We start from the raw sequence: 19469 nt of genomic DNA on the forward strand, positions 1-19469 counted from the left end.
GGGTGCAGGACGCCCTCCCCGTCGACTTCGAGCCGGTCGACCTCGACATCGTCGGCCTGGTCGTGTCGCCCCGGCACCGCTACGACGGTCGGCCCTCCGACGGTCCGCGACCGGCGATGGGCTCGGACCGGCAGACGTCGGTCGACGTCCGGGCGCACAAGGGCGTGGTCGGCGACCGGTACTTCGGCACCCGGCACCGGTTCGCGGCGGTGACGTTCCTGGCGGTCGAGGAGGTCGCGCGGGTCGGCGCGAGCCTCGACGCGCCGGGGCTCGACCCGTTCCTGGCCCGCCGCAACGTGCTGACGCGCGGGCTCGACGTCGAGTCGCTGGTGCACAGCGAGTTCACGCTCGAGCAGGGGGGCCGCAGCCTCACGTTCCGCTCGCTCACCCGGGCGAACCCGTGCGCGTGGATGGACGTGGTGCTCGCGCCCGGGGCGCACCAGGCGATGCGCGGCCACGCGGGAATCCGCAGCGAGCCGCTCGACGACGGGGTGCTGTCGGTGGGTCCTGCCCGGCTGGTGGCGGTGCGCCACCTGAGCCCCGACGACGCCGCGCAGCTGCGGCGCGAGGCGCTCGCGACGGCGCGTCGTCAGGGCTGACGGGAACCCGACCGGACGCGTCCCTCGTCGTCGACGACGTGCCCCTCGGCCTCCAGGAGCGGGGTGGCCGCCTCGCGGTGCTGGCGGTAGAGCCGGCCGTTCGTGGGCAGGACGCGCCACCAGGGCAGTCCCGGGACGCGACGCAGCACGTTCGCGACCGCCTGGCCCGCGCCCGGGTGACCCGCCTCGAGCGCCACCTCGCCGTAGGTCAGGAGGTCTCCTGGTCGCAGGGCGTCGACCACGTCGGCGACGCGCTGCTGGAACGGGGTGAGCCGCTCCGGCGGGTCGGCGTGCCCACCGCCGGGCAGCGGCATCGTGGAGGCGTCGTCACCCATGGCACCAGTGAACCCCAGGCGTGTCGTGGGTGCAGGGTCGTGCTTGCAGCCGCGTCACCGTCGGCGGCGGTCCCGTCCGTCCCCCCGGTCGTCCAGACCCCGGGCGATGGCGTCGAGCGCGGTGTCGAGCTCGACGTCGCTCACGCCACCGAAGCCGACGACGAGCCCCGTGAGGGTGGAGCGTCGCGTGTAGTCGGCGAGCAGCGGCACGTCGAACCCCACGGCCCGTGCCGCGTCGTGCACCGCCAGCGCGCGGTCGGGCGGGAGGAGCCAGGTCGAGTACATGCCCGCGCTCGGACCGGCCGGCTCCGCGTGGGCGGCGAGCACGGCGGCGACGCGTGGCGCGCGGTCGGCGTACACCCGGCGCGCCGAGCGGACGACGCGGTCGACGTACCCGTCGCGCAGCATCGACAGGAACGCCCGCTGCACCGGCCACGAGACGCTCTCGTGCCGGACCGCGCGGGCGGCGCGGACGGCGTCGAGCAGGTGCGGCGGCGGCACGAGCCAGCCGAGGCGCAGGCTCGGGGACACCGACTTCGACGCGGTGCCGAGGTAGGCGACGCGGGAGCGGTCGAGCGACGCGAGCGCGGGGACGGGTGCGACGTCGTAGCGGAACTCGGAGTCGTAGTCGTCCTCGACGACCACGGCGTCCTGTGCCGTCGCCGCCGCGAGCAGCGCCACCCGGTCGGCCGCCGGCATCACGTGGCCGAGCGGGTGCTGGTGGGCGGGGGTCACGTAGGTCGCGACCACGTCCGGCGGCACGACCGGGACACCGCGGGCGGGGACGTCGACGACCGTGCGTCCCGCGGCGCGGACGATGGCGACCGCCGCCCGGTAGCCGGGGTCCTCCACCGCGACGGCGCCGTCGGGCAGCACCTCGAGCAGGGCGCGCAGGCCGTCGGTCGTGCCGTGGGTGACGACGACCTCGTCGGGGTCGCAGTCGACGCCACGCAGCCGACCGAGACGTTCGGCGAGCGCGGCGCGCAGCGCGGGGATGCCGCAGGGGTCGTCGTAGCCGGGGGGCGGGACGGCGGCGGCCACGTCGCGCCACGCCCGCCGCCACCCCGCCCGGTGACGTGGGTCGATCCAGGGGGTGCCGGTGTCGAGGCGCACCAGGGTCGGCTCCGCGGGTGCCGTCGTGCCGCGCGGCGTCGAGGTGGACGGGGGTGAGGTGGACGGGGGTGGGGCGGTGGCGGTCCCGGCCACGAAGGTGCCCGAGCCGTGGCTCGCGTCGAGCCAGCCCTCGGCGACCAGCTGCTCGTAGGCCTGCGTGACCACGGCGCGCGAGACGCCGAGCTCGACGGCCAGCGCCCGGCTCGCCGGCAGCCGCGTGCCTCGGCGGAGCGTGCCGGCACCCACGAGACGACGGATCCCGGTGGCGAGCTGCGTCGCCAGGGGGACGTCGGCCGTCCGGTCGAGGCGGAGCGGCAGCGTCGGCGGTCCCGAAGTGGTCTGCACGTACTCCACGATAGTGGACCTGGACGTCAGTCCACTTGCGCAGGACGCTTGAGCCATGTCGACGATCGATGCCACGCCGCTGTCACCCACCCCGCGCACCACCCTCGGGCGCTCGCGTGAGCGAGGGCTCACCGACCGGGCCGCGCTGCACGCGATCCTGCGCGAGGCGCTCGTCGCACACCTGGGCGTCGACGTCGGCGACCACCCGGTGGTGCTGCCGGTCGCGATCGCCGTCGACCTCGACGGTCCCGACGCCGACGGCACGCTCTACGTGCACGGCTCGGTGGCCGCGCGGTGGCTGACCCGCTCGGAGCGGCGGACCGTGTGCGTCACGGCGACGCTGCTCGACGGTCTGGTCGTCGCGCGGTCCGGCTTCCACCACTCGATGAACTACCGCTCCGCCGTGGTCGTGGGCGAGGCGCGGATCGTCGAGGACCCGCAGGAGAAGGCGCACGCCCTCGACCTCACCGTCGACCACGTCGTGCCCGGCCGCTCGGCCACACTGCGCCCGCCCACCCGCAAGGAGGTGGCCGCGACCGCCGTGCTGGCGATCCCGCTGCGCGAGGCGTCGGTGAAGGTGCGCGCCGGCGACCCGGTGGACGACGACACCGACGTCGAGGCCGGGGCGTGGGCGGGCGTCGTGCCCCTCTCGACCGTCGCGTCGAGCCCGGTCTCGGCGGCGGACTCCCACGACGAGGTACCGGCCGACGTCGTGAGCCGAGCGGCGCAGCTGGGTGCCTGAGCGCGCCAGGGGTCGCGCGAGGCACGGTTTTCTCAGGCGAGCACGGCTTGCTCTCCGTGCTTACCTGAGTAAACCGTGCCCGGCGGAGATTCCCAGGTCGACCTGGGAATCTCCGCTGCGGGTCAGAGGTCGCTGGAGACGTCCCAGATGTTGACGCCCTCGACCGTGCCGGCGAGCTCGTCGATGCGGGCGAGCTCCTCGTCGCTGAAGTCGGTCTGGGCGGCGGCGGCGAGGTTCTCGTCGAGCTGCTCGGTGGACGACGCGCCGATGAGGGCCGACGTGACACCGCCCGGCCGCAGCACCCACGAGATCGCGAGCTGGGCGAGGCTCTGGCCGCGCCCCTCGGCGACCTCGTTCAGCCCGCGCAGCCGCTCCACCATGTCGGGCGTGACGACGTCGTCGGTGAACGAGCCGCGCTCCCCTGAGCGCTTCGCCGGCTCGTCGCCCAGGTACTTCGACGTCAGCAGGCCCTGCGCGAGCGGGGTGAACCCGATCGAGCCCATGCCGTGCTCGTCGAGCACCGTCAGCAGACTCTTCCCGCCTGCCGCCCCCGGCCCGGCACCCCCGCCCTCCTCGATCCAGCGGTTCACCATCGAGTACGACGGCTGGTGGATGACGAGCGGCGTGCCGAGGTCCTTCGCCACGGCCACGGCCTCGGCCGTCCGCTCCGGCGAGTACGACGAGATGCCGACGTAGAGGGCCTTGCCCTGGCGCACGGCGGTGTCGAGCGCGCCGATCGTCTCGGCCACGGGCGTGCCGGGATCGGTGCGGTGGGAGTAGAAGATGTCGACGTAGTCGACGCTCATCCGCTCCAGCGACGCCTCGAGGCTGCTCAGCAGGTACTTGCGCGAGCCGAGCTTGCCGTACGGGCCGGGCCACATGTCCCAGCCGGCCTTGCTCGAGAGCACCAGCTCGTCGCGGTAGGGCTTGAAGTCGGTGCGCATCATCCGCCCGAAGTTCTCCTCCGCCGAGCCGTACGGCGGGCCGTAGTTGTTGGCGAGGTCGAAGTGCGTGACACCGCGGTCGAACGCGTGCCGCAGGATCTCGCGCTGCGTCGCGAAGGGCCGGTCGTCGCCGAAGTTCCACCACAGGCCCAGCGAGATCGGCGGCAGCAGCAGTCCGCTGTCGCCCACGCGCCGGTACTCCAGGTGCTGGTAGCGGTCCTCGGCCGCGACGTACGGACGGTGGGTCTCGGGCACGGCGTCGGCCCAGTAGCGCTCCTCGGTCATGGCCCCGACGCTAGCGACCAGGACCGACGACGGCGAGCCGGCCGGACGTCGAGGTGGCACCCTCGGTCCATGGCCTTCCCGGTGACGATGGCGGTGCTCGCCGCGCTCGGGCTCGTGCTGAACCTCTCGGCACCTCGGCGGACCGCCCGGCAGGTCTCGTCCTGGGATCAGGACCAGCTCGACCGGGGCTCCTCTCCATGCTCGACACCCGTCATCGATCAGCCTGGGCGATCGCCGCGTTCTCGGCCACGGCCGCCGTGTCGGAGACGGTGCTCGGTCGATGGTCTGCCATCGCCTGGGCCTGCGTGGCGGTCCTGAACGTCCTCTCGGTGCTCGCCCACCGACGCACCGGTCCTCGGATGCGACACCTGCTTCTCGAGGCCGGGGCGCGGAGCCCGGCTCGACGTGCGGCTGAGGTCGAACGACGGCGGCAAACTGGTCGACTCCTCGACGCCAAAGCCGTTGCCGCCACGTCGGGTGCCTGCCTCGTCCTCGCCGTGCGGCACCAGGACGCCGGCCCGGTCGCCCACGTCCTCCCAGGCGTAGGGATGATGACGTTCCTCGTCGGTCTCGGTCTGCTCACCGCAGCCGTCGTGCTCCCCGGACTCCACCGCGAGGACCGCTGACCCCAGCCGACCATCGGGCAGCCGCCACGGGGGCCACCACGACGCATGCTGCCCCCTCCGGTGCTGGTGGTCACGCCTCTTGTCGGCATGCTCGTCCTGGCCGTCGCCGTCTGGCGGACCCTTCGTGGTCTCGCCGCACCACGGGACGCGTGATGGAACACGCTCCATCCTGACGTGACGAAACGCCCGCGAACCGTCACCCTAGGGGCATGCGAACGGTCGTCGGCGTGGTGCTCGGGGCGTGTGCCCTCGGCATCGTCACGGCTGCGGCGCTCGGCACGGCACCGTTCCTCGTCACGCCGACGCCGTGGGTGGTCGGGCTGATCGGGGTCGCGATGCTGGCCGTCGTCGCCCAGCCGGCGGCGGCACCGTCGGCCCGACGGGTCGCGAAGGTCCTCACCGTGGTCGGCTCCGTCGGCGCGGTCGTCGCCTGGGCCGCCTACCTGCGCGGGTTCAGCGACGAGAACGGGCTGCGGGGCTGGCCCGATGCGCTCGACTCGATGGTCGACCTCGGCTCCTCCACCGCGGCGCTCGCACTCGCCGCGTTGCTGGTGGTCGCCGGCTCGGCCACGGCCCGACGGCAGCCGCCCGGGATCGACGACGGGACGCCCGTCAGCGCAGACGCGTGACCTCCACGCTCACGAACAGCTCCGACGCACCCGGCGTCGAGTAGATGCCACGCAGCGGCGGGCAGTCGCCGTAGCCCCGACCCCGCGCCACGAGCACGTGCCGGTCGCCCGGCACGACCGCGTTCGTCGGGTCGAACCCGCGCCAGTCGCCGTCCCAGTACTCCACCCACGCGTGCGACTCGCCCTCGACGGTCTCGCCGACCACCGGCTCGGCCGACGGGTGCAGGTAGCCCGACACGTACCGGGCCGGGATCCCCGCACGACGCAGCGCGCCGAGCGTCGCGTGCGCGACGTCCTGGCACACCCCCGCGCCGGCCTCCCACGCCTCCGCCGCCGTCGTCGACACCTGCGTGACGCCCGGCAGGTAGCGCAGGTGGTCGTGGACCAGGCCGAACACGCCCACCGCGTACTCGCCCGGGGTGTCCGACGACGCCCGCAGCGTGTCGAGCTGCGCCCCGAGGTCGTCGTGCGGACGCACCCACGAGTCGAGCACGAGGAACTCGCACCACTCGTCGCTCACCGCGGCGAGGTCGGACCACCCCACCGGTGCGACGTCGACCGCGTGCGGCGTGCTCTCGACCGTCGACGTCGCGACGACCGTCAGCGCGTCGTGCGGCTCGTGCACCTCGAACGCCGTGACGACCGTGCCCCAGTAGTCGCGGTACTCCTGCGACCACGCCGTCGGCGACACCTCGACCCGCGACCGCAGGACCACCTGGTCCGACGTCGTCAACGGCGTCATCCGCGCCTCGTTGTACGACGCGGCCGCACCCTCGGCGTACGTGAAGCCGGTCGTGTGCCGCACCCGCAGCTGCATGGGTCGCGGCGACCCGCTCTGCCACTGCGACGCCGACCCCTGACCCTGCATGCTCACAGCGAGACCCCTCCCGTCCACGCGTGCGTGTCCGAGTGCGAGAAGTAGCGCGCGCCGACCGCCTCGCTCGCGGCCGCGCACGTGCGCTGCAGCCGCTCCATCTCGATCGGCATCGCCTCGACGATCTCCGCCAGCGGCCGGTACTCCAGCTCGGTGCGCGCCCGACCCAGCAGCCGCTGCGCCTCGTCGCCGAACCCGGCACGCTGTCCGCGCGCCTCCAGACGGCTCAACGCCCGCTCGGCCTCCATCAGCGCCGAGACCACCGACCGCGGGAACCACCGGTCCAGCAGCAGGAACTCCGCCGCCTGACGGTCGCCCTCCAGACCCCGGTACGCACGGATGAACGCCTCGTAGGCACCGCACGCCCGCAGCGTCGTCGGCCAGGCCACCTGGGTGTCCGATGCCAGCGCCGCCGTCGACAGCAGCCGCGCCGTCATGTCGACGCGCTCGATGCTGCGCCCCAGCACGAAGAAGTTCCAGCCCTCGTCGCGCGGCATCGTCCCGTCGGCGATGCCGTTGACCATCGCCGTCCGGTTGCGCACCCACGCGAACATGTCCGGCGGGCGCTTCGTCCGCGCCGACGGCAGACCGCGCCACATCGTGTTGATCGACGCCCAGATGTCGGTCGACAACGTCTCCCGTGCGCCCCGCGCACCCTCGCGTGCGGCCGTGATCGCCGACGCGATCGACCCGGGCGAGTCGACGTTGTGCGCCAGCAGGTCGAGGATCGTCCACCGGTTGACCGCACCCGTGTGACCCTCCACCCCCATGACCGACAGGAGCTGCTGGCACGACGCGGCCTCGTCGATCGCCGGGTCCTCCACCAGCACCTGCAGCTGGACGTCGAGGATCCGCGCAGTGTCATCGGCGCGCTCGAGGTAGCGCCCGATCCAGAACAACGACTCCGCGATCCGGCTCAGCATCAGAGGTCGCCCCCGTCCTCGGTCAGCACCGACGGCGCAGCCGCCCGCATGCTCTTGGCCTTCTCCGGACCGTCGGCCTCCTCGTCGACCGCGTCCTTCGGGTCCGCGGGCGTCGACGGGTCGGCCAGCACCCACGTGTCCTTCGAGCCGCCACCGCGGGAGGAGTTCACGATCAGCTCGCCCTCGGGCAGCGCCACCCGCGTCAGGCCGCCCGGCAGCACGTAGACGTCGTCGCCGTCGTTCACCGCGAACGGCCGCAGGTCGACGTGCCGCGGCCGGATGCCCTGCTCCACGAGCGTCGGCACCGTCGACAGGGAGATCACCGGCTGCGCGATCCACGCGCGCGGGTCGGCGTGGATCTTGACCCGCAGCTCGTCGAGCTCCTCGCGCGACGCCGCAGGACCGATGACGATGCCCTTGCCGCCCGACCCGTCGACCGGCTTGAGGACGAGCTCGTCCAGCCGGTCGAGCACCTCCTCGCGCTGGTCGGCGTCGCCGAGGCGCCAGGTGTCGACGTTGCGCAGCACCGGCTCCTCGCCGAGGTAGTAGCGGATCAGGTCGGGCACGTAGGTGTAGATGAGCTTGTCGTCGGCCACCCCGTTGCCGACCGCGTTCGCGATGGTCACGTTGCCGGCGCGGGCCGCGTTGACCAGGCCCGGAACGCCCAGCACCGACTCCGGGTAGAACTGCATGGGATCGAGGAACTCGTCGTCGATGCGCCGGTAGATCACGTGCACCGGCTCGAGCCCGCGCGTCGTGCGCATCGAGACCCGGCCCTGCTGGCACACCAGGTCGCGGCCCTCGACGAGCTCGACGCCCATCGTGCGGGCGAGCAGCGTGTGCTCGAAGTAGGCGGAGTTGTAGACGCCGGGCGTCAGCACCACGACGTTCGGGTCGCTCACGCCCGACGGCGCCGCGGCACGCAGCGCCGCGAGCAGGTTGCGCGAGTACTGCTGCACCGGACGGATGCGGTGGTCGGCGAACACCTCCGGCAGCGCCGCGGACATCGCCGGCCGGTTCGTCATGACGTAGGAGACGCCCGACGGGACGCGGCAGTTGTCCTCCAGGACCCGGAAGTCGCCCTGGCCGTCACGGATCAGGTCGATGCCCGAGATGTGCACCCGCACCCCGTTCGGCGGCTCGATCCCGGCGACGACGCGGTGGTAGTGCGGCGACGTCAGCACCGTCTCGCGGGGCACGACCCCGTCGGTGAACACCTCGCCCGGTCCGTACACGTCGGCCAGGAACGCCTCGAGCGCCTTCACCCGCTGACGCACGCCGGTGTCGACGTCGGTCCAGTCCCGCGCCTCGATGATGCGGGGCACGATGTCGAGCGGGAAGGGCCGCTCCTCGCCGCCGACGCCGAACGTGACGCCCTGGTCGAGGTAGGCCGACGCGAGCGACTCCGCGCGGGCCCGGATCTCGTCGTTGCCCATCCGGGTGAACGCCGCGTGCACCTGCGCGTACTCCGAGCGCAGCGTCGAGTCGTCGAACATCTCGTCGAACCCGGCCACAGGTCCGTAGCCGTCGAAGAGGTGCGCGTCGCTCACGGGGGCCACCCTAGGGAGGAGAGGTGTCGATCATGTTTCGTGACCTGTCTAGCGGAGACCCGGTCGGCCTGCACCCCAGAAGCACCCGGCCGGTTGGCCGCGGACCGCGCTTCCTCCTAGGGTCGAGCCATGAGCGGCGACGGGGAGCGGACGGAGCAGGGCGACGGGTCCAAGCCCGGGATCAAGGACCGGATCGCAGGCTGGCACCCCGTGCTCGCCCACGTCATCCGCACCCTCGACCACTACGGCGCGCACCGCGGCAACCTCGCCGCCGGCGGCGCCACCTACTTCGGCTTCCTCAGCTTCTTCCCCCTCCTGGCCGTCTCCTTCGCCGTCGTGGGGCAGCTGTCGGAGATCTACCCCGACGCCCAGCAGGACTTCGTCGACGCCCTCAGCGGGGTGCTTCCCGGCATCGTGTCCGTCGACCCGCAGCCCGGTCGCATCGCGCTGACGGAGATCGCCTCCAACGCGCCGGCCATCTACACGGTGGGTCTGCTCACGGCGCTCTACGCCGGACTCAACTGGGTCAGCGGGCTGCGCGACGGGCTCAACCAGATGCTCGAGCTGCCCACGTCGGAGACCGGCAACATCGTGAAGGCGAAGGGCACCGACCTGGTCACGCTCGTGGTGCTGGGCTTCATCCTGCTCCTCTCGGTGTCCGTCGGCGGCCTGCCCGTCGCGCTCGGCACCTTCCTGCTCGACCTCGTCGGACTGCCCGGGCCGGTCGGCACCGTGTTGCTGACGCTGCTGTCGGTGGTCGTCGGCCTGGCCGTCAGCACCGTGCTGTTCTGGGCGATCTTCCGCCTGCTGCCGAAGCCCGACCTGCCCGAGCACGCGCTGTGGCGCGGCGCCCTGTTCGCCGCCGTCGGCTTCGAGCTCATCAAGCAGTTCGCGAGCCTGGTGCTGCGCGGCGCCAGCTCGGTGCCGGTCGCGTCGCTCGCCATCGCCCTGACGCTGGTGGTCTGGATCTACTTCTTCTCCCGGCTCGTCATGTACGGCATCTCCTGGGCGTGCACCGACGAGTCGACCTTGGCCGAGCTCGCCGAGCTGGAGGACGCCGACGACGAGGCGCAGGCCGTCCGTGACGACGACGACGACCTCGACGAGGAGCCGGTCGACGTCGGGTACGTGCGCCCGCTCGTCGTGGGCCTGGGGCTCGGGACGCTGCTCGGCGCCGTGCTGGGCCGCTCCACCCGCGACGACTGACGGCTCCTAGGCTGCTGCCATGAGCAGCCACGGCTCGCAGCCCCGCCCCTCGGCCCGCACGATGTCGGCCGAGGAGACCCGTGCGCTACAGGTCGTGCGCCGCCGGACGACCGCCATCTGCTTCTTCGTCGTCGCGATCCACGGCGTCATCGGGCTGGTCGTCGTGGCCGACGTCATCGCCCGCCAGGGCCGGCAGAGCGGGGCCGTCGTGCTGGTCGTCATGTCGGCGTTCCTCGCCATCGGCATCAGCGTCGCCGTGCGCGCGATCCTGGCCGCCCGGCCGGTCTTCTCGTGGCCGTGGGTCCTGGTCTCGCTCGTGCCGTCGGCCGCCGGTCTCGTGTGGGTGCTCTGACCTTCACCGGCACGACACACGCGCTTCACCCCCCGATGTCGGGCGTGGCGGATACTCTGGCCGTGGAAAGGGTCCGCCCATGGCCGAGCACGTCCTGGTCCTGAACGCCAGCTACGAGCCGCTGCAACGCGTGTCCCTGCGGCACGCCATCAAGATGCTCGTGCGCGAGGTGGCGGTCATCGAGGAGGAGGCCGAGGGCACCTTCGGTCCATTCCCCAAGCCCAAGGTCCTGCGACTCGTCCGCTACGTCGTCACCCGCTGGCGGCACCGGCGCGGGCACCTGTGCACGAAGTCGGCGGTCAAGGCCCGCGACCGGATGTGCGCCTACTGCGGCGGACGCGCCGAGACCGTCGACCACGTGCTGCCACGCAGCCGCGGCGGTGCGCTCACCTGGGAGAACGCCGTCGCCGCGTGCCTGCGCTGCAACCATCGCAAGGCCGACCGCACGCCCGCCGAGGCCGGCATGACCCTGCTCATCACCCCGGCCGCTCCGCCGCCCGGGTTCCTCGTCGGCTGACCCGCTCGCGGTCCGGGCGCCGTGGGGTCCGTCGGCCTACGATGGACCGCACACGGAAGAGGTGACGATGACCGAGCGGCGGGCCCTGGGCGCCGGTGACGTGCTCGACGGTCGCTACGTGCTGCAGGACCTCGTCACGGAGAAGCTCGGGTCGTCCACCTGGCGCGCGCACGACCGTGTGCTCGCGCGCAACGTCGGCATCGAGATGGTCCCCAGCGACGACCCGCGCGCCGACAACTTCCTCGAGGCGGCCCGACAGTCGACGTCGGTCACCGATCCACGGTTCCTGCGCGTGCTCGACCTCGTCGAGGCCGACCACGACCACCACGTCATCGTGCGGGAGTGGGCGCGGGCATTCCCGCTCGACCAGCTGCTGCGCCAGTCGCCGCTGCCCAACCGACGCGCCGCGACCGTGGTCGCGGAGGTCGCTGAAGCCCTCGCGCACGCGCACGAGAAGAACCTGTTCCACCGTCGCCTCACCCCGCACCACGTCCTCCTCAAGCAGACCGGGGCGGTGCGCATCGTCGGCCTCGGCGTCGCGACCGCCCTGGCACCGGCCGGCCACCAGGACACCTTCGAGGACCTCCGGGCGTACGAGCAGATGGACGTCGAGGCCCTGGGCAAGCTGTTGTACGCGTGCCTCGTGGCCCGCTGGCCCGGGGTCGGCGTCGATGGCCTGCGCGCCGCGCCGGCCGAGGGCGGCAAGCTGCTGCGCCCCCGGCAGGTGCGCGCGGGCGTCTCCCGCGACGTCGACGCCGTCGTCGACCGGATCCTCGGGCGCCCACCGCTGAACCACCGCACCCCGCTGCGCACGGCCGCCGACATCGGTCGCGCGCTGCGGCTCACGGGCGAGGACGAGGCCGACGTCGACGACCCGAGCCCGCTGCACATCTCCTCGCCCGACCTGCTGCGCCTCGACCCCGTCATCGTGCCGGAGGGGCCCCCGCCGGGTCTGGAGCCGCCCCGGCGACGTCCGAAGGCCTTCGAACCGGCCCCGCCGACCACGTTCGAGCGGAGCGTGCACCGCGCCAGGCGTGCCACCGCGGGCGGCGACCGCAAGCTGGTCCTCGCCGGCGTGGCACTCACGCTCGCCGTCGTCGGGCTGCTCGCCTTCGCCGTCGGACGGTTCACCGGCGAGGACCGTCGGCCGCCGACCGCGACCGTCGCCACCGAGGAGGCGCCGGCCCGCATCCTGCGGATCGCGTCGGTGCGCGACCTCGACCCGCAGGGCCAGGACGGCCAGGAGAACCCCGAGGACGTGGGGCTCGCCGTCGACGGCAACCCCGAGACGGGCTGGCGCACCAGCACCTACTACCGCCGCGCCGACCTCGGTGGCCTGAAGGACGGCGTGGGCCTCGTGGTCGACCTGGGCGGCCCGCGCGAGGTCGACTCGATGCGGATCCTGCTCGGCGGCGCCGGCACCGCGCTCACGGTCTACGCGACGAGCCCCGGCGGGGAGGTGCCGGGCAGCCTGCGCGACCTGCGCCGCATCGCGACCCTCGACGACGCCGGCACCGACGTCACCGTCACGTTCCCGGCGAACACCATCACCCGTCGGGTCGTGGTGTGGCTGACGGCGCTGCCCCAGGTGGGTCCCGGCGAGTTCCAGGGCGACGTCCGCGAGATCAGCCTCAAGGGTCGACGGTGACGATCCTGCCCCCGTCGCTCCGGTCGGGCAGCGGAATGATCCCCACCTAGACTGCGTTGAGCAGAGGAAGACCGTCTACGAGAAGGCACCCATGAGCACTGAGTCGTCCGCCAATGACGTCCGCAACCTGATCATCATCGGCTCCGGCCCGTCGGGCTACACCGCAGCCGTGTACGCGGCCCGCGCGAACCTCGCCCCGCTCGTCTTCGAGGGCTCGGTCACCGCCGGCGGCGCGCTGATGAACACGACCGAGGTCGAGAACTTCCCCGGCTTCCCCGAGGGCATCATGGGCCCGGCGCTGATGGACAACTTCCGCGCGCAGGCCGAGCGCTTCGGCGCCGAGCTGATCGCCGACGACGTCACGTCGGTCGACCTCACGGGCGAGGTCAAGTCGGTCTCGCTCGCCGACGGCACCACCTACCGTGCGCACGCTGTCGTCCTGGCCATGGGCTCGGGCTACCGCAAGCTCGGCGTGGCCCGTGAGGACGAGCTGTCGGGCCACGGCGTCAGCTGGTGCGCCACGTGCGACGGCTTCTTCTTCCGCGAGCAGAACATCGTGGTCGTGGGCGGCGGCGACTCCGCCGTCGAGGAGGCCACGTTCCTCACCCGCTTCGCCTCGAAGGTCACGCTCGTGCACCGCCGCGACGAGCTGCGCGCCTCCAAGATCATGCAGGACCGCGCGATCGCCAACGAGAAGATCGAGTTCGCCTGGAACTCCGAGGTCGCCGAGCTGCACGGCGAGGGTCGTCTGGAGAAGGTCACGCTGCGCGACACCGTCACGGGCGAGACCCGCGACGTCGACGCGACCGGCCTGTTCATCGCGATCGGCCACGACCCGCGCTCGGAGCTGCTCACGGGGCAGGTCGACCTCGACGACGAGGGCTACGTGCTGGTCCAGCAGGGCAGCACGGCCACGAACCTGTCCGGCGTCTTCGCCGCCGGCGACCTGGTCGACCACACCTACCGCCAGGCGATCACCGCGGCGGGCACCGGGTGTGCTGCGGCCCTCGACGCCGAGCGCTTCCTCGCCGACCGCGAGCAGGCCGGTCAGCCCGCACCCGACGTCGCCATGGCCCAGTGGGCCGAGTGACCCCGATCCCCACGACCCCCATCCGCTGAAGGAGAACCCCATGCCCGAGATCACTCCCGTCACCGACGCCGACTTCGCCGAGAAGGTGCTGCAGGCCGACGGCCCCGTGCTCGTCGACTTCTGGGCCAGCTGGTGCGGCCCGTGCCGTCAGCTCGCGCCGATCCTCGAGGAGATCGCGTCCGAGAAGGGTGAGGCGCTCACCATCGTCAAGATGGATGCGGACGCGAACCCGAAGACGCCGAGCGACTACCGCGTCACCGGCCTGCCCACCATGAACCTGTACTACAAGGGCGAGGTCGTGAAGTCGATCGTCGGCGTCCGCCCCAAGTCCGCCATCCTCAACGAGCTCTCGGAGTATGCCTGAACCCGAAGGCGCCTAGCGCCTGAGCGGTTCAGGCAGGTCGAGTGGTGCGCGCCGTAGGCGCCCCGCATGGAGCCGCCGCACTGAGGGCGTAGCCGCGGCGGAGATCGAGACCTGGCAAGCGTCGAAGCCCCGGTGCGGCGCACCGGGGCTTCGACGTACCTGGAGCACCGCAGGTGCCCCGCAGGCTGACAAAGCAACCTATCGCTTTGTCGACATGTCGATCACTGATTCCGCGGCGGGTCCATCAGACCCACGATCCGCTCCAAGTCATCGATCGTCGCGAACTCGACGGTGATCTTGCCCTTGGCCTTGCCGAGGTCGACCTTCACGCGGGTGTCGTAGCGCTCGGAGAGCCGGGCGGCGAGGTCGGCCAGGCGGGGGGCGGAGACCGTGCGGCCGGGGGTGCGTGACCGCGAGGTGGCCGGGTCGCCGGTGTCGCCGAACTTCACGATCTCCTCGAGCGCACGCACCGAGATGCCCTCGGCCACCACGCGTGCGGCGAGGCGGTCCTGCACCTCGGGGTGGGAGACCGAGAGCAGCGCGCGAGCGTGCCCGGCCGACAGCACGCCGGCCGCGACCCTGCGCTGGACCGCGGGCGGCAGCTTCATCAGCCGCAGCGTGTTGGTGACCTGGGGGCGCGAACGACCGATGCGGTCGGCGAGCTCCTCCTGGGTGCAGCCGAAGTCGTCGAGCAGCTGCTGGTAGGCGGCCGCCTCCTCCAGGGGGTTGAGCTGCGAGCGGTGCAGGTTCTCCAGGAGGGCGTCACGCAGGAGGTCCTCGTCGGTCGTGTCGCGCACGATCGCGCCGATCGTCTCGAGACCGGCCGAGCGCGAGGCGCGCCACCGACGCTCCCCCATGATCAGCTCGTAGGCGCCCGGCGCCGTCTCGCGGACGACGACGGGCTGCAGCAGGCCGACCTCGCGGATCGAGTGCACGAGCTCGGCCATGTCCTGCTCGTCGAAGACCTGGCGCGGCTGTCGGGGATTCGGGACGACCGCGTCGAGCGGCAGCTCGGCGAAGCGGGCGCCCTGGACCTCCTGGAGCCCGGACTCCTTCGCCTCGGCGGGGGTCGACGGGATAAGTGACTCGAGCCCTCGGCCGAGTCCACGACGTGGTGCCATCAGGCGCCCCTCTCGCTGGTGGTCGGGTCGGACGTCCCTGACTGCGCGATCTCGCGGGCGGCCTCGAGGTAGGAGAGCGCACCGGACGAGCCCGGGTCGTAGGTGAGGACGGACTGCTGGTAGCTCGGCGCCTCGGAGATCCGGACGGAGCGCGGGATCGCGGTGGCCAGGACCTTCGGACCGAAGTGGCTGCGCACCTGCTCGGCCACGCCGGCCGACAGGCGCGTGCGTGCGTCGTACATCGTCAGCAGTATCGTGGTGATCTCCAGGTCCTGGTTGAGGTGCGCGCGGACGAGCTCGATGTTGCGCACGAGCTGGCCCAGGCCCTCGAGGGCGTAGTACTCGCACTGGATCGGGATGAGCACCTCACGGGCGGCGACCAGCGCGTTGACGGTGAGCAGACCGAGTGACGGCGGGCAATCGATGACGACGTAGTCGATCCGGTCGTCTGCCCGCTCGCGCTCCTCCAGGTGGGCGGCGAGCGCCTTCTTCAACCGGGTCTCGCGCGCGACCAGCGACACGAGCTCGATCTCGGCGCCGGCCAGGTCGATGGTCGCGGGCAGCACCGTGATGCCCGGTAGCTGCGGCGCGGGCCGGACGAGCTCGGACAGCGGGACGTCCTCGACCAGTGCCTCGTAGACGCCGGGCGTCCCCTCGGTGTGCGCGATGTCGAGCGCCGTCGAGGCGTTGCCCTGCGGATCGAGGTCGACCACCAGGATGCGCAGCCCCTTCTGAGCCAGGGCCGCCGCGACGTTCACCGCCGTGGTCGTCTTGCCGACCCCACCCTTCTGGTTGGCCACGACAAAGATCCGTGTCTGGTCGGGGCGGGGCAGCTGGGTCGTGCTGCGGGCACGGCGGGCAAGGTCGACGTGGTCCCGTGCCTCACGCGCGAGCGGGGTGTCGAAGGGCTGGTCCGGCTCCGACGATGTGAAGCTCGACGCCGGCGCCGCACCTGACGCCACCGAGCTCAGCGACGTCGACGAGCCGGGTGTCTGCTTGTCGTCAGCGCTCACAGGACCTCGTTTCACGTGAAACATGCCCCGCCCCGGTCCGGACGAGGGTCGTCACTTCGACACTTCCACCACGGTGGTCGGGATCTCAACATCACCGTACGTCCGGATCAGCGTAGCGGTCGCACCGAGACGTCCGAGTGTGCGCTTGGCATCCTTCACCTCGTCCGCAGCCGACTGCCCCTTGAGCGCGAGCAGCACGCCACCGGGTGCGACGAGCGGCATGCACCACTTCGCGAGCTTCTCGAGCGCCGCCACAGCGCGCGCCGTCACGACCTCGAACTGGCGGTCCACGTCCTCAGCACGCGCACGCAGCACCTCGACGTTGATCAGCTCGAGCTCGTCGACCACCTCCTGCAGGAATGTGGTCCGCCGCAGCAGGGGCTCGATCAACGTCACCTGCAGGTCGGGTCGGGCGATGGCCCAGACGAGGCCGGGTAGTCCCGCGCCCGATCCGACATCGGCCACGGTCGCGCCGGCGGGAAGCCGGGGGACGACCACTCCGCTGTTGACGAGGTGTCGGTCCCACAGCCGCGGCACCTCGCGCGGTCCGATCATGCCGCGCTCGACACCCTCGTTCGCGAGGATCGCCGCGTACTGCGTCATCAGGGGCAGCTGGTCGTGGAACACCCCCGCAGCCGAAGGGGGCGGCGGGGGTGTTTCACGTGAAACACTCATGCGGACCTCAGGCGTCCGCCGCCGGCAGCACGACGACGTGACGGCTCCGGTCAGCGCCCTCGGACTCACTGGCGAGTCCGGCGGCCGCGACAGCGTCGTGCACGACCTTCCGCTCGAACGGGCTCATCGGATCGAGCGCCACGCGCGGCTCGCCCGAGCGGACCCGCTCGATCGCGCCGGCCGCCACCGACTCCAGCGCGACCCTGCGCTGGGCACGGAAGCCGCCGACGTCGAGCATCAGTCGGCTCCGCTCGCCGGTCTCGCGGTACACGGCGAGCCGGGTCAGCTCCTGCAGCGCCTCCAGCACCTCACCACCGCGTCCGACCAGGTGGTCCAGGCCGCCGCCGACGACGGAGACCGACGCACGGTCGTTCTCCACGTCCATGTCGATGTCGCCGTCGAGGTCGGCGATGTCGAGCAGCTCCTCGAGGAAGTCCGCGGCGATGTCGCCCTCGGCCTCCAGCTTCGCAGCGTCGGTCATGACCGGATCACTTCCTCTTCTTCTTGTTCGGGCTCGGCTTGGACCCGGAGGTCCGCTGGTTGCGCGTCTGCTTCTTCGGCTGGTTGCGCTGCAGACCGGGGTGCGGCTTCTCGATCTCCTTCAGCGGGTCCTCCGGCACGTTCTTGCCGTGCTTGGCGTCGCGCTCCTGCTTCGCCTTGAACGCCGGCGTGCCCGGCGCGGGGTTGTTGCGGATGACGTAGAACTGCTGGCCCATGGTCCAGAAGTTCGAGGTGGTCCAGTAGATGAGGACGCCCACGGGGAAGGCGATGCCGCCGACGGCGAAGACGACCGGCAGCACGTAGAGCAGCAGCTTCTGCTGCTGGGCGTACGGACCCGACAGCGCGTCCGGCGGCATGTTCTTGCTCATCAGCTGGCGCTGCGTGATGAACTGCGTGGCGCACATCGTCAGCACCATGATCACGGCGATGATGCGCGTCTCGACGTGCGTCGCGCTGACGAGCGTGTCGGCGATCCGGCCGCCGAGGAACACCGCGTCCTGCAGCTCCTCGGCCAGCTTGGCCGTCATGAACCCGCGGGCACCGTCGGCGCCGTTCTTCGCGGCCTGGTCGATCACGCGGAACAGCGCGAAGAAGACCGGCATCTGCAGCAGCAGCGGCAGGCACGACGCGAACGGGTTGGTGTTGTGCTCCTTCCAGAGCTTCATCTGCTCCTGAGCCAGGCGCTCCCGGTCGTGCCCGTACTTCTTCTGCAGCTCCTTGATGTGGGGCTGTAGCAGCTGCATGTTGCGGCTGCTCTTGATCTGCTTGACGAACAGCGGGATGAGCAGCGCGCGGATCGTCACCGTCAGGCCGACGATCGCCAGCGCCCACGACCAGCCGCCCGACGGGTCGAGGCCGAGCCGCGTGAAGATCTCGTGCCAGACGAGCAGCACGCCGGACACCGCGTAGTACAGCGGCGTCATGATGGCCGAGCCGATCGAACCTAGGAAGTCGAACATGGTTCTCCAGGGGTGGGGGTGACCGTCGCCGAGGCGACGGGAGGTTCAGAGGGGTGCTGCTCGTCCTCGGGCGTGCCCTGGGCACCGCGACGTGGCGGCACCGGATCGACGCCACCGGCAGCCCAAGGATGACACCGGCACACACGTCGCGCGGCGAGCCACGACCCGCGGGCGGCGCCGTGCGTCTCGACGGCCTCGAGCGCGTAGGCGGAGCAGGTCGGGTAGTAGCGGCAGACCTGGCCGTACAACGGGCTGATCGCGAACCGGTAGGCCCGGAGCAGCCACACGAGCACGGTCCTCACCGGTGCACCCCGCCCCGACGCTCCGCCTTCTCGACCGCCGTCGTCAGCACGGACTCGAGGTCGGCCGACAACGTCGGGCCGTCGACGGACGCCGCACGGGGCAGCGCCCGCACCACGAGCCGCGACCCCGCCGGCACCGAGGCCAACGCCCCGTGCTCGAGGTGGTCGCGCACGCGGTGCCGCAGCCGACGCTTGACGCGGTTGCGCACGACGGCCGGCCCCACGGCCTTGGACACGACGAAACCGACGGAGGTGTCTCCGTCGGTTCCGATCGAGAGATGCGCGACGAGGGTCGGCGACGACGCCTTCACCCCGCGGCGGACCGCGACCTTGAAGTCGCCGGCCTCACGCATGCGGTGGGGCCGCCCGAGCACGGCTCAGGCGGAGAGGTTCGCGCGGCCCTTGCGGCGACGGTTGGCCAGGATGGCGCGGCCCGCACGCGTGCGCATGCGCAGGCGGAAGCCGTGCTTCTTGGCGCGACGACGGTTGTTCGGCTGGTACGTACGCTTGCTCACGAGTTTGGTCCTTCGACGATTCGGGCCGGGGATCGACGGCCACCGCTCGCCCACGGCGAAGATCTCGGTCGTGGGCATGCGGCAACGGTCGTGTTGCACGACTGCTCCACGGTACGGGGCGGTCGGAGCGTGGTCAAACCCGCCCCATAGGCTACCTGCGACCAACCGGTCCACGCGACACGCCGAGAGCATCACGGCAATCTTCCCAACCCGCTTGAAACGACCTCGCGACCGCTGCTAG

Annotated in this window: 24 protein-coding genes; 10 read left to right on the forward strand and 14 right to left on the reverse strand. The window is 72.0% G+C overall.

What is annotated here, in order from left to right; all coding sequences use genetic code 11:
* Positions 1-2: 2 nt before the first annotated feature.
* Entirely contained in the window at positions 3-599 is a 597-nt protein-coding gene (locus Aeryth_RS17090) for a hypothetical protein (RefSeq protein ID WP_067861083.1), read from the forward strand.
* On the opposite strand, the gene Aeryth_RS17095 is transcribed toward Aeryth_RS17090, so the two are convergent.
* Positions 590-934, reverse strand: coding sequence for an MGMT family protein (locus tag Aeryth_RS17095; RefSeq protein WP_067861085.1), 345 nt, complete (start codon positions 932-934; stop codon positions 590-592). The two genes, Aeryth_RS17090 and Aeryth_RS17095, sit on opposite strands and share 10 nt — an antisense overlap.
* Positions 935-988: 54 nt before the next feature.
* Positions 989-2392, reverse strand: coding sequence for a MocR-like pyridoxine biosynthesis transcription factor PdxR (gene pdxR, locus Aeryth_RS17100; RefSeq protein ID WP_067861998.1), 1404 nt, complete (start codon positions 2390-2392; stop codon positions 989-991).
* A 55-nt stretch (positions 2393-2447) separates the two neighbouring features.
* Here pdxR and Aeryth_RS17105 point away from each other — a divergent pair, with 55 nt between their 5' ends.
* Positions 2448-3134, forward strand: coding sequence for a pyridoxamine 5'-phosphate oxidase family protein (locus tag Aeryth_RS17105; protein WP_067861087.1), 687 nt, complete (start codon positions 2448-2450; stop codon positions 3132-3134).
* A 122-nt stretch (positions 3135-3256) separates the two neighbouring features.
* Here Aeryth_RS17105 and Aeryth_RS17110 read toward each other — a convergent pair whose 3' ends face one another.
* Entirely contained in the window at positions 3257-4363 is a 1107-nt protein-coding gene (locus Aeryth_RS17110) for an aldo/keto reductase (RefSeq protein WP_067861089.1), read from the reverse strand.
* Positions 4364-4560: 197 nt separating this feature from the next.
* On the opposite strand from Aeryth_RS17110, the gene Aeryth_RS17115 reads away from it, so the two are divergent.
* Positions 4561-4989 carry a hypothetical protein gene (locus tag Aeryth_RS17115; RefSeq protein ID WP_067861091.1) on the forward strand — a complete coding sequence of 143 codons (429 nt, stop codon included), beginning with the start codon at positions 4561-4563 and terminating at the stop codon, positions 4987-4989.
* A gap of 209 nt (positions 4990-5198) precedes the next feature.
* Positions 5199-5618, forward strand: a complete 420-nt coding sequence (locus tag Aeryth_RS17120) for a hypothetical protein (protein ID WP_067861093.1) — start codon at positions 5199-5201, stop codon at positions 5616-5618.
* Here Aeryth_RS17120 and Aeryth_RS17125 read toward each other — a convergent pair.
* The 3 genes from Aeryth_RS17125 to Aeryth_RS17135 are packed head-to-tail and all read right to left on the reverse strand — an operon-like array spanning position 5602 to position 8965.
* Positions 5602-6486 (reverse strand): transglutaminase family protein, encoded by an 885-nt coding sequence (locus Aeryth_RS17125; protein WP_236749899.1) that lies wholly within the window; start codon positions 6484-6486, stop codon positions 5602-5604. The two genes, Aeryth_RS17120 and Aeryth_RS17125, sit on opposite strands and share 17 nt — an antisense overlap.
* Before the next feature lie 2 nt (positions 6487-6488).
* The gene (locus Aeryth_RS17130) at positions 6489-7415 is read right to left on the reverse strand and encodes an alpha-E domain-containing protein (protein ID WP_067861095.1); all 927 of its coding nucleotides are present in this window, start codon (positions 7413-7415) and stop codon (positions 6489-6491) included.
* Positions 7415-8965 (reverse strand): circularly permuted type 2 ATP-grasp protein, encoded by a 1551-nt coding sequence (locus tag Aeryth_RS17135; RefSeq protein WP_236749775.1) that lies wholly within the window; start codon positions 8963-8965, stop codon positions 7415-7417. The genes Aeryth_RS17130 and Aeryth_RS17135 overlap by 1 nt, the downstream gene beginning before the upstream one ends.
* A gap of 129 nt (positions 8966-9094) precedes the next feature.
* On the opposite strand from Aeryth_RS17135, the gene Aeryth_RS17140 reads away from it, so the two are divergent.
* The 6 genes from Aeryth_RS17140 to trxA all read left to right on the forward strand — a co-directional run bounded on the left by Aeryth_RS17140 (position 9095) and on the right by trxA (position 14142).
* The gene (locus Aeryth_RS17140) at positions 9095-10171 is read left to right on the forward strand and encodes a YihY/virulence factor BrkB family protein (protein WP_067861097.1); all 1077 of its coding nucleotides are present in this window, start codon (positions 9095-9097) and stop codon (positions 10169-10171) included.
* A 19-nt stretch (positions 10172-10190) separates the two neighbouring features.
* Positions 10191-10523, forward strand: a complete 333-nt coding sequence (locus tag Aeryth_RS17145) for a hypothetical protein (protein WP_067861099.1) — start codon at positions 10191-10193, stop codon at positions 10521-10523.
* 79 nt (positions 10524-10602) lie between these two features.
* Positions 10603-11040 (forward strand): HNH endonuclease, encoded by a 438-nt coding sequence (locus Aeryth_RS17150; protein ID WP_067861101.1) that lies wholly within the window; start codon positions 10603-10605, stop codon positions 11038-11040.
* Positions 11041-11107: 67 nt separating this feature from the next.
* On the forward strand, positions 11108-12688 hold the full coding sequence (locus tag Aeryth_RS17155; RefSeq protein ID WP_144433843.1) for a protein kinase family protein: 1581 nt from the start codon (positions 11108-11110) through the stop codon (positions 12686-12688).
* A gap of 91 nt (positions 12689-12779) precedes the next feature.
* On the forward strand, positions 12780-13778 hold the full coding sequence (gene trxB / locus Aeryth_RS17160; RefSeq protein ID WP_067861105.1) for a thioredoxin-disulfide reductase: 999 nt from the start codon (positions 12780-12782) through the stop codon (positions 13776-13778).
* 40 nt (positions 13779-13818) lie between these two features.
* Positions 13819-14142: a thioredoxin gene (gene trxA / locus Aeryth_RS17165; RefSeq protein WP_067861107.1), complete on the forward strand. Its 324-nt coding sequence runs from the start codon at positions 13819-13821 to the stop codon at positions 14140-14142.
* Positions 14143-14363: 221 nt separating this feature from the next.
* Here the strand turns inward: trxA and Aeryth_RS17170 are convergent, their stop codons facing one another.
* From Aeryth_RS17170 to rpmH, 8 genes are all read right to left on the reverse strand, one after another.
* Positions 14364-15263: a ParB/RepB/Spo0J family partition protein gene (locus Aeryth_RS17170; RefSeq protein ID WP_067861110.1), complete on the reverse strand. Its 900-nt coding sequence runs from the start codon at positions 15261-15263 to the stop codon at positions 14364-14366.
* On the reverse strand, positions 15263-16276 hold the full coding sequence (locus tag Aeryth_RS17175) for a ParA family protein (protein WP_269465270.1): 1014 nt from the start codon (positions 16274-16276) through the stop codon (positions 15263-15265). Before Aeryth_RS17175 ends, Aeryth_RS17170 begins: the two co-directional genes overlap by 1 nt.
* Before the next feature lie 51 nt (positions 16277-16327).
* Positions 16328-16879, reverse strand: coding sequence for a 16S rRNA (guanine(527)-N(7))-methyltransferase RsmG (gene rsmG / locus Aeryth_RS17180; protein ID WP_417864638.1), 552 nt, complete (start codon positions 16877-16879; stop codon positions 16328-16330).
* Between the two features lie 79 nt (positions 16880-16958).
* Entirely contained in the window at positions 16959-17432 is a 474-nt protein-coding gene (locus Aeryth_RS17185; RefSeq protein ID WP_067861115.1) for a Jag family protein, read from the reverse strand.
* Between the two features lie 7 nt (positions 17433-17439).
* Entirely contained in the window at positions 17440-18411 is a 972-nt protein-coding gene (yidC, locus tag Aeryth_RS17190; RefSeq protein ID WP_067861118.1) for a membrane protein insertase YidC, read from the reverse strand.
* Complete coding sequence (gene yidD, locus Aeryth_RS17485; RefSeq protein WP_083516534.1) at positions 18396-18713, reverse strand: membrane protein insertion efficiency factor YidD; 318 nt, start codon at positions 18711-18713, stop codon at positions 18396-18398. Before yidD ends, yidC begins: the two co-directional genes overlap by 16 nt.
* Positions 18710-19087: a ribonuclease P protein component gene (rnpA, locus tag Aeryth_RS17195; protein ID WP_144433844.1), complete on the reverse strand. Its 378-nt coding sequence runs from the start codon at positions 19085-19087 to the stop codon at positions 18710-18712. The genes yidD and rnpA overlap by 4 nt, the downstream gene beginning before the upstream one ends.
* Positions 19088-19090: 3 nt before the next feature.
* Entirely contained in the window at positions 19091-19228 is a 138-nt protein-coding gene (gene rpmH, locus Aeryth_RS17200; protein ID WP_067862010.1) for a 50S ribosomal protein L34, read from the reverse strand.
* Positions 19229-19469 lie beyond the last annotated feature (241 nt).

The organism is Aeromicrobium erythreum, assembly GCF_001509405.1.
GTDB classification, from domain to species: domain Bacteria; phylum Actinomycetota; class Actinomycetes; order Propionibacteriales; family Nocardioidaceae; genus Aeromicrobium; species Aeromicrobium erythreum.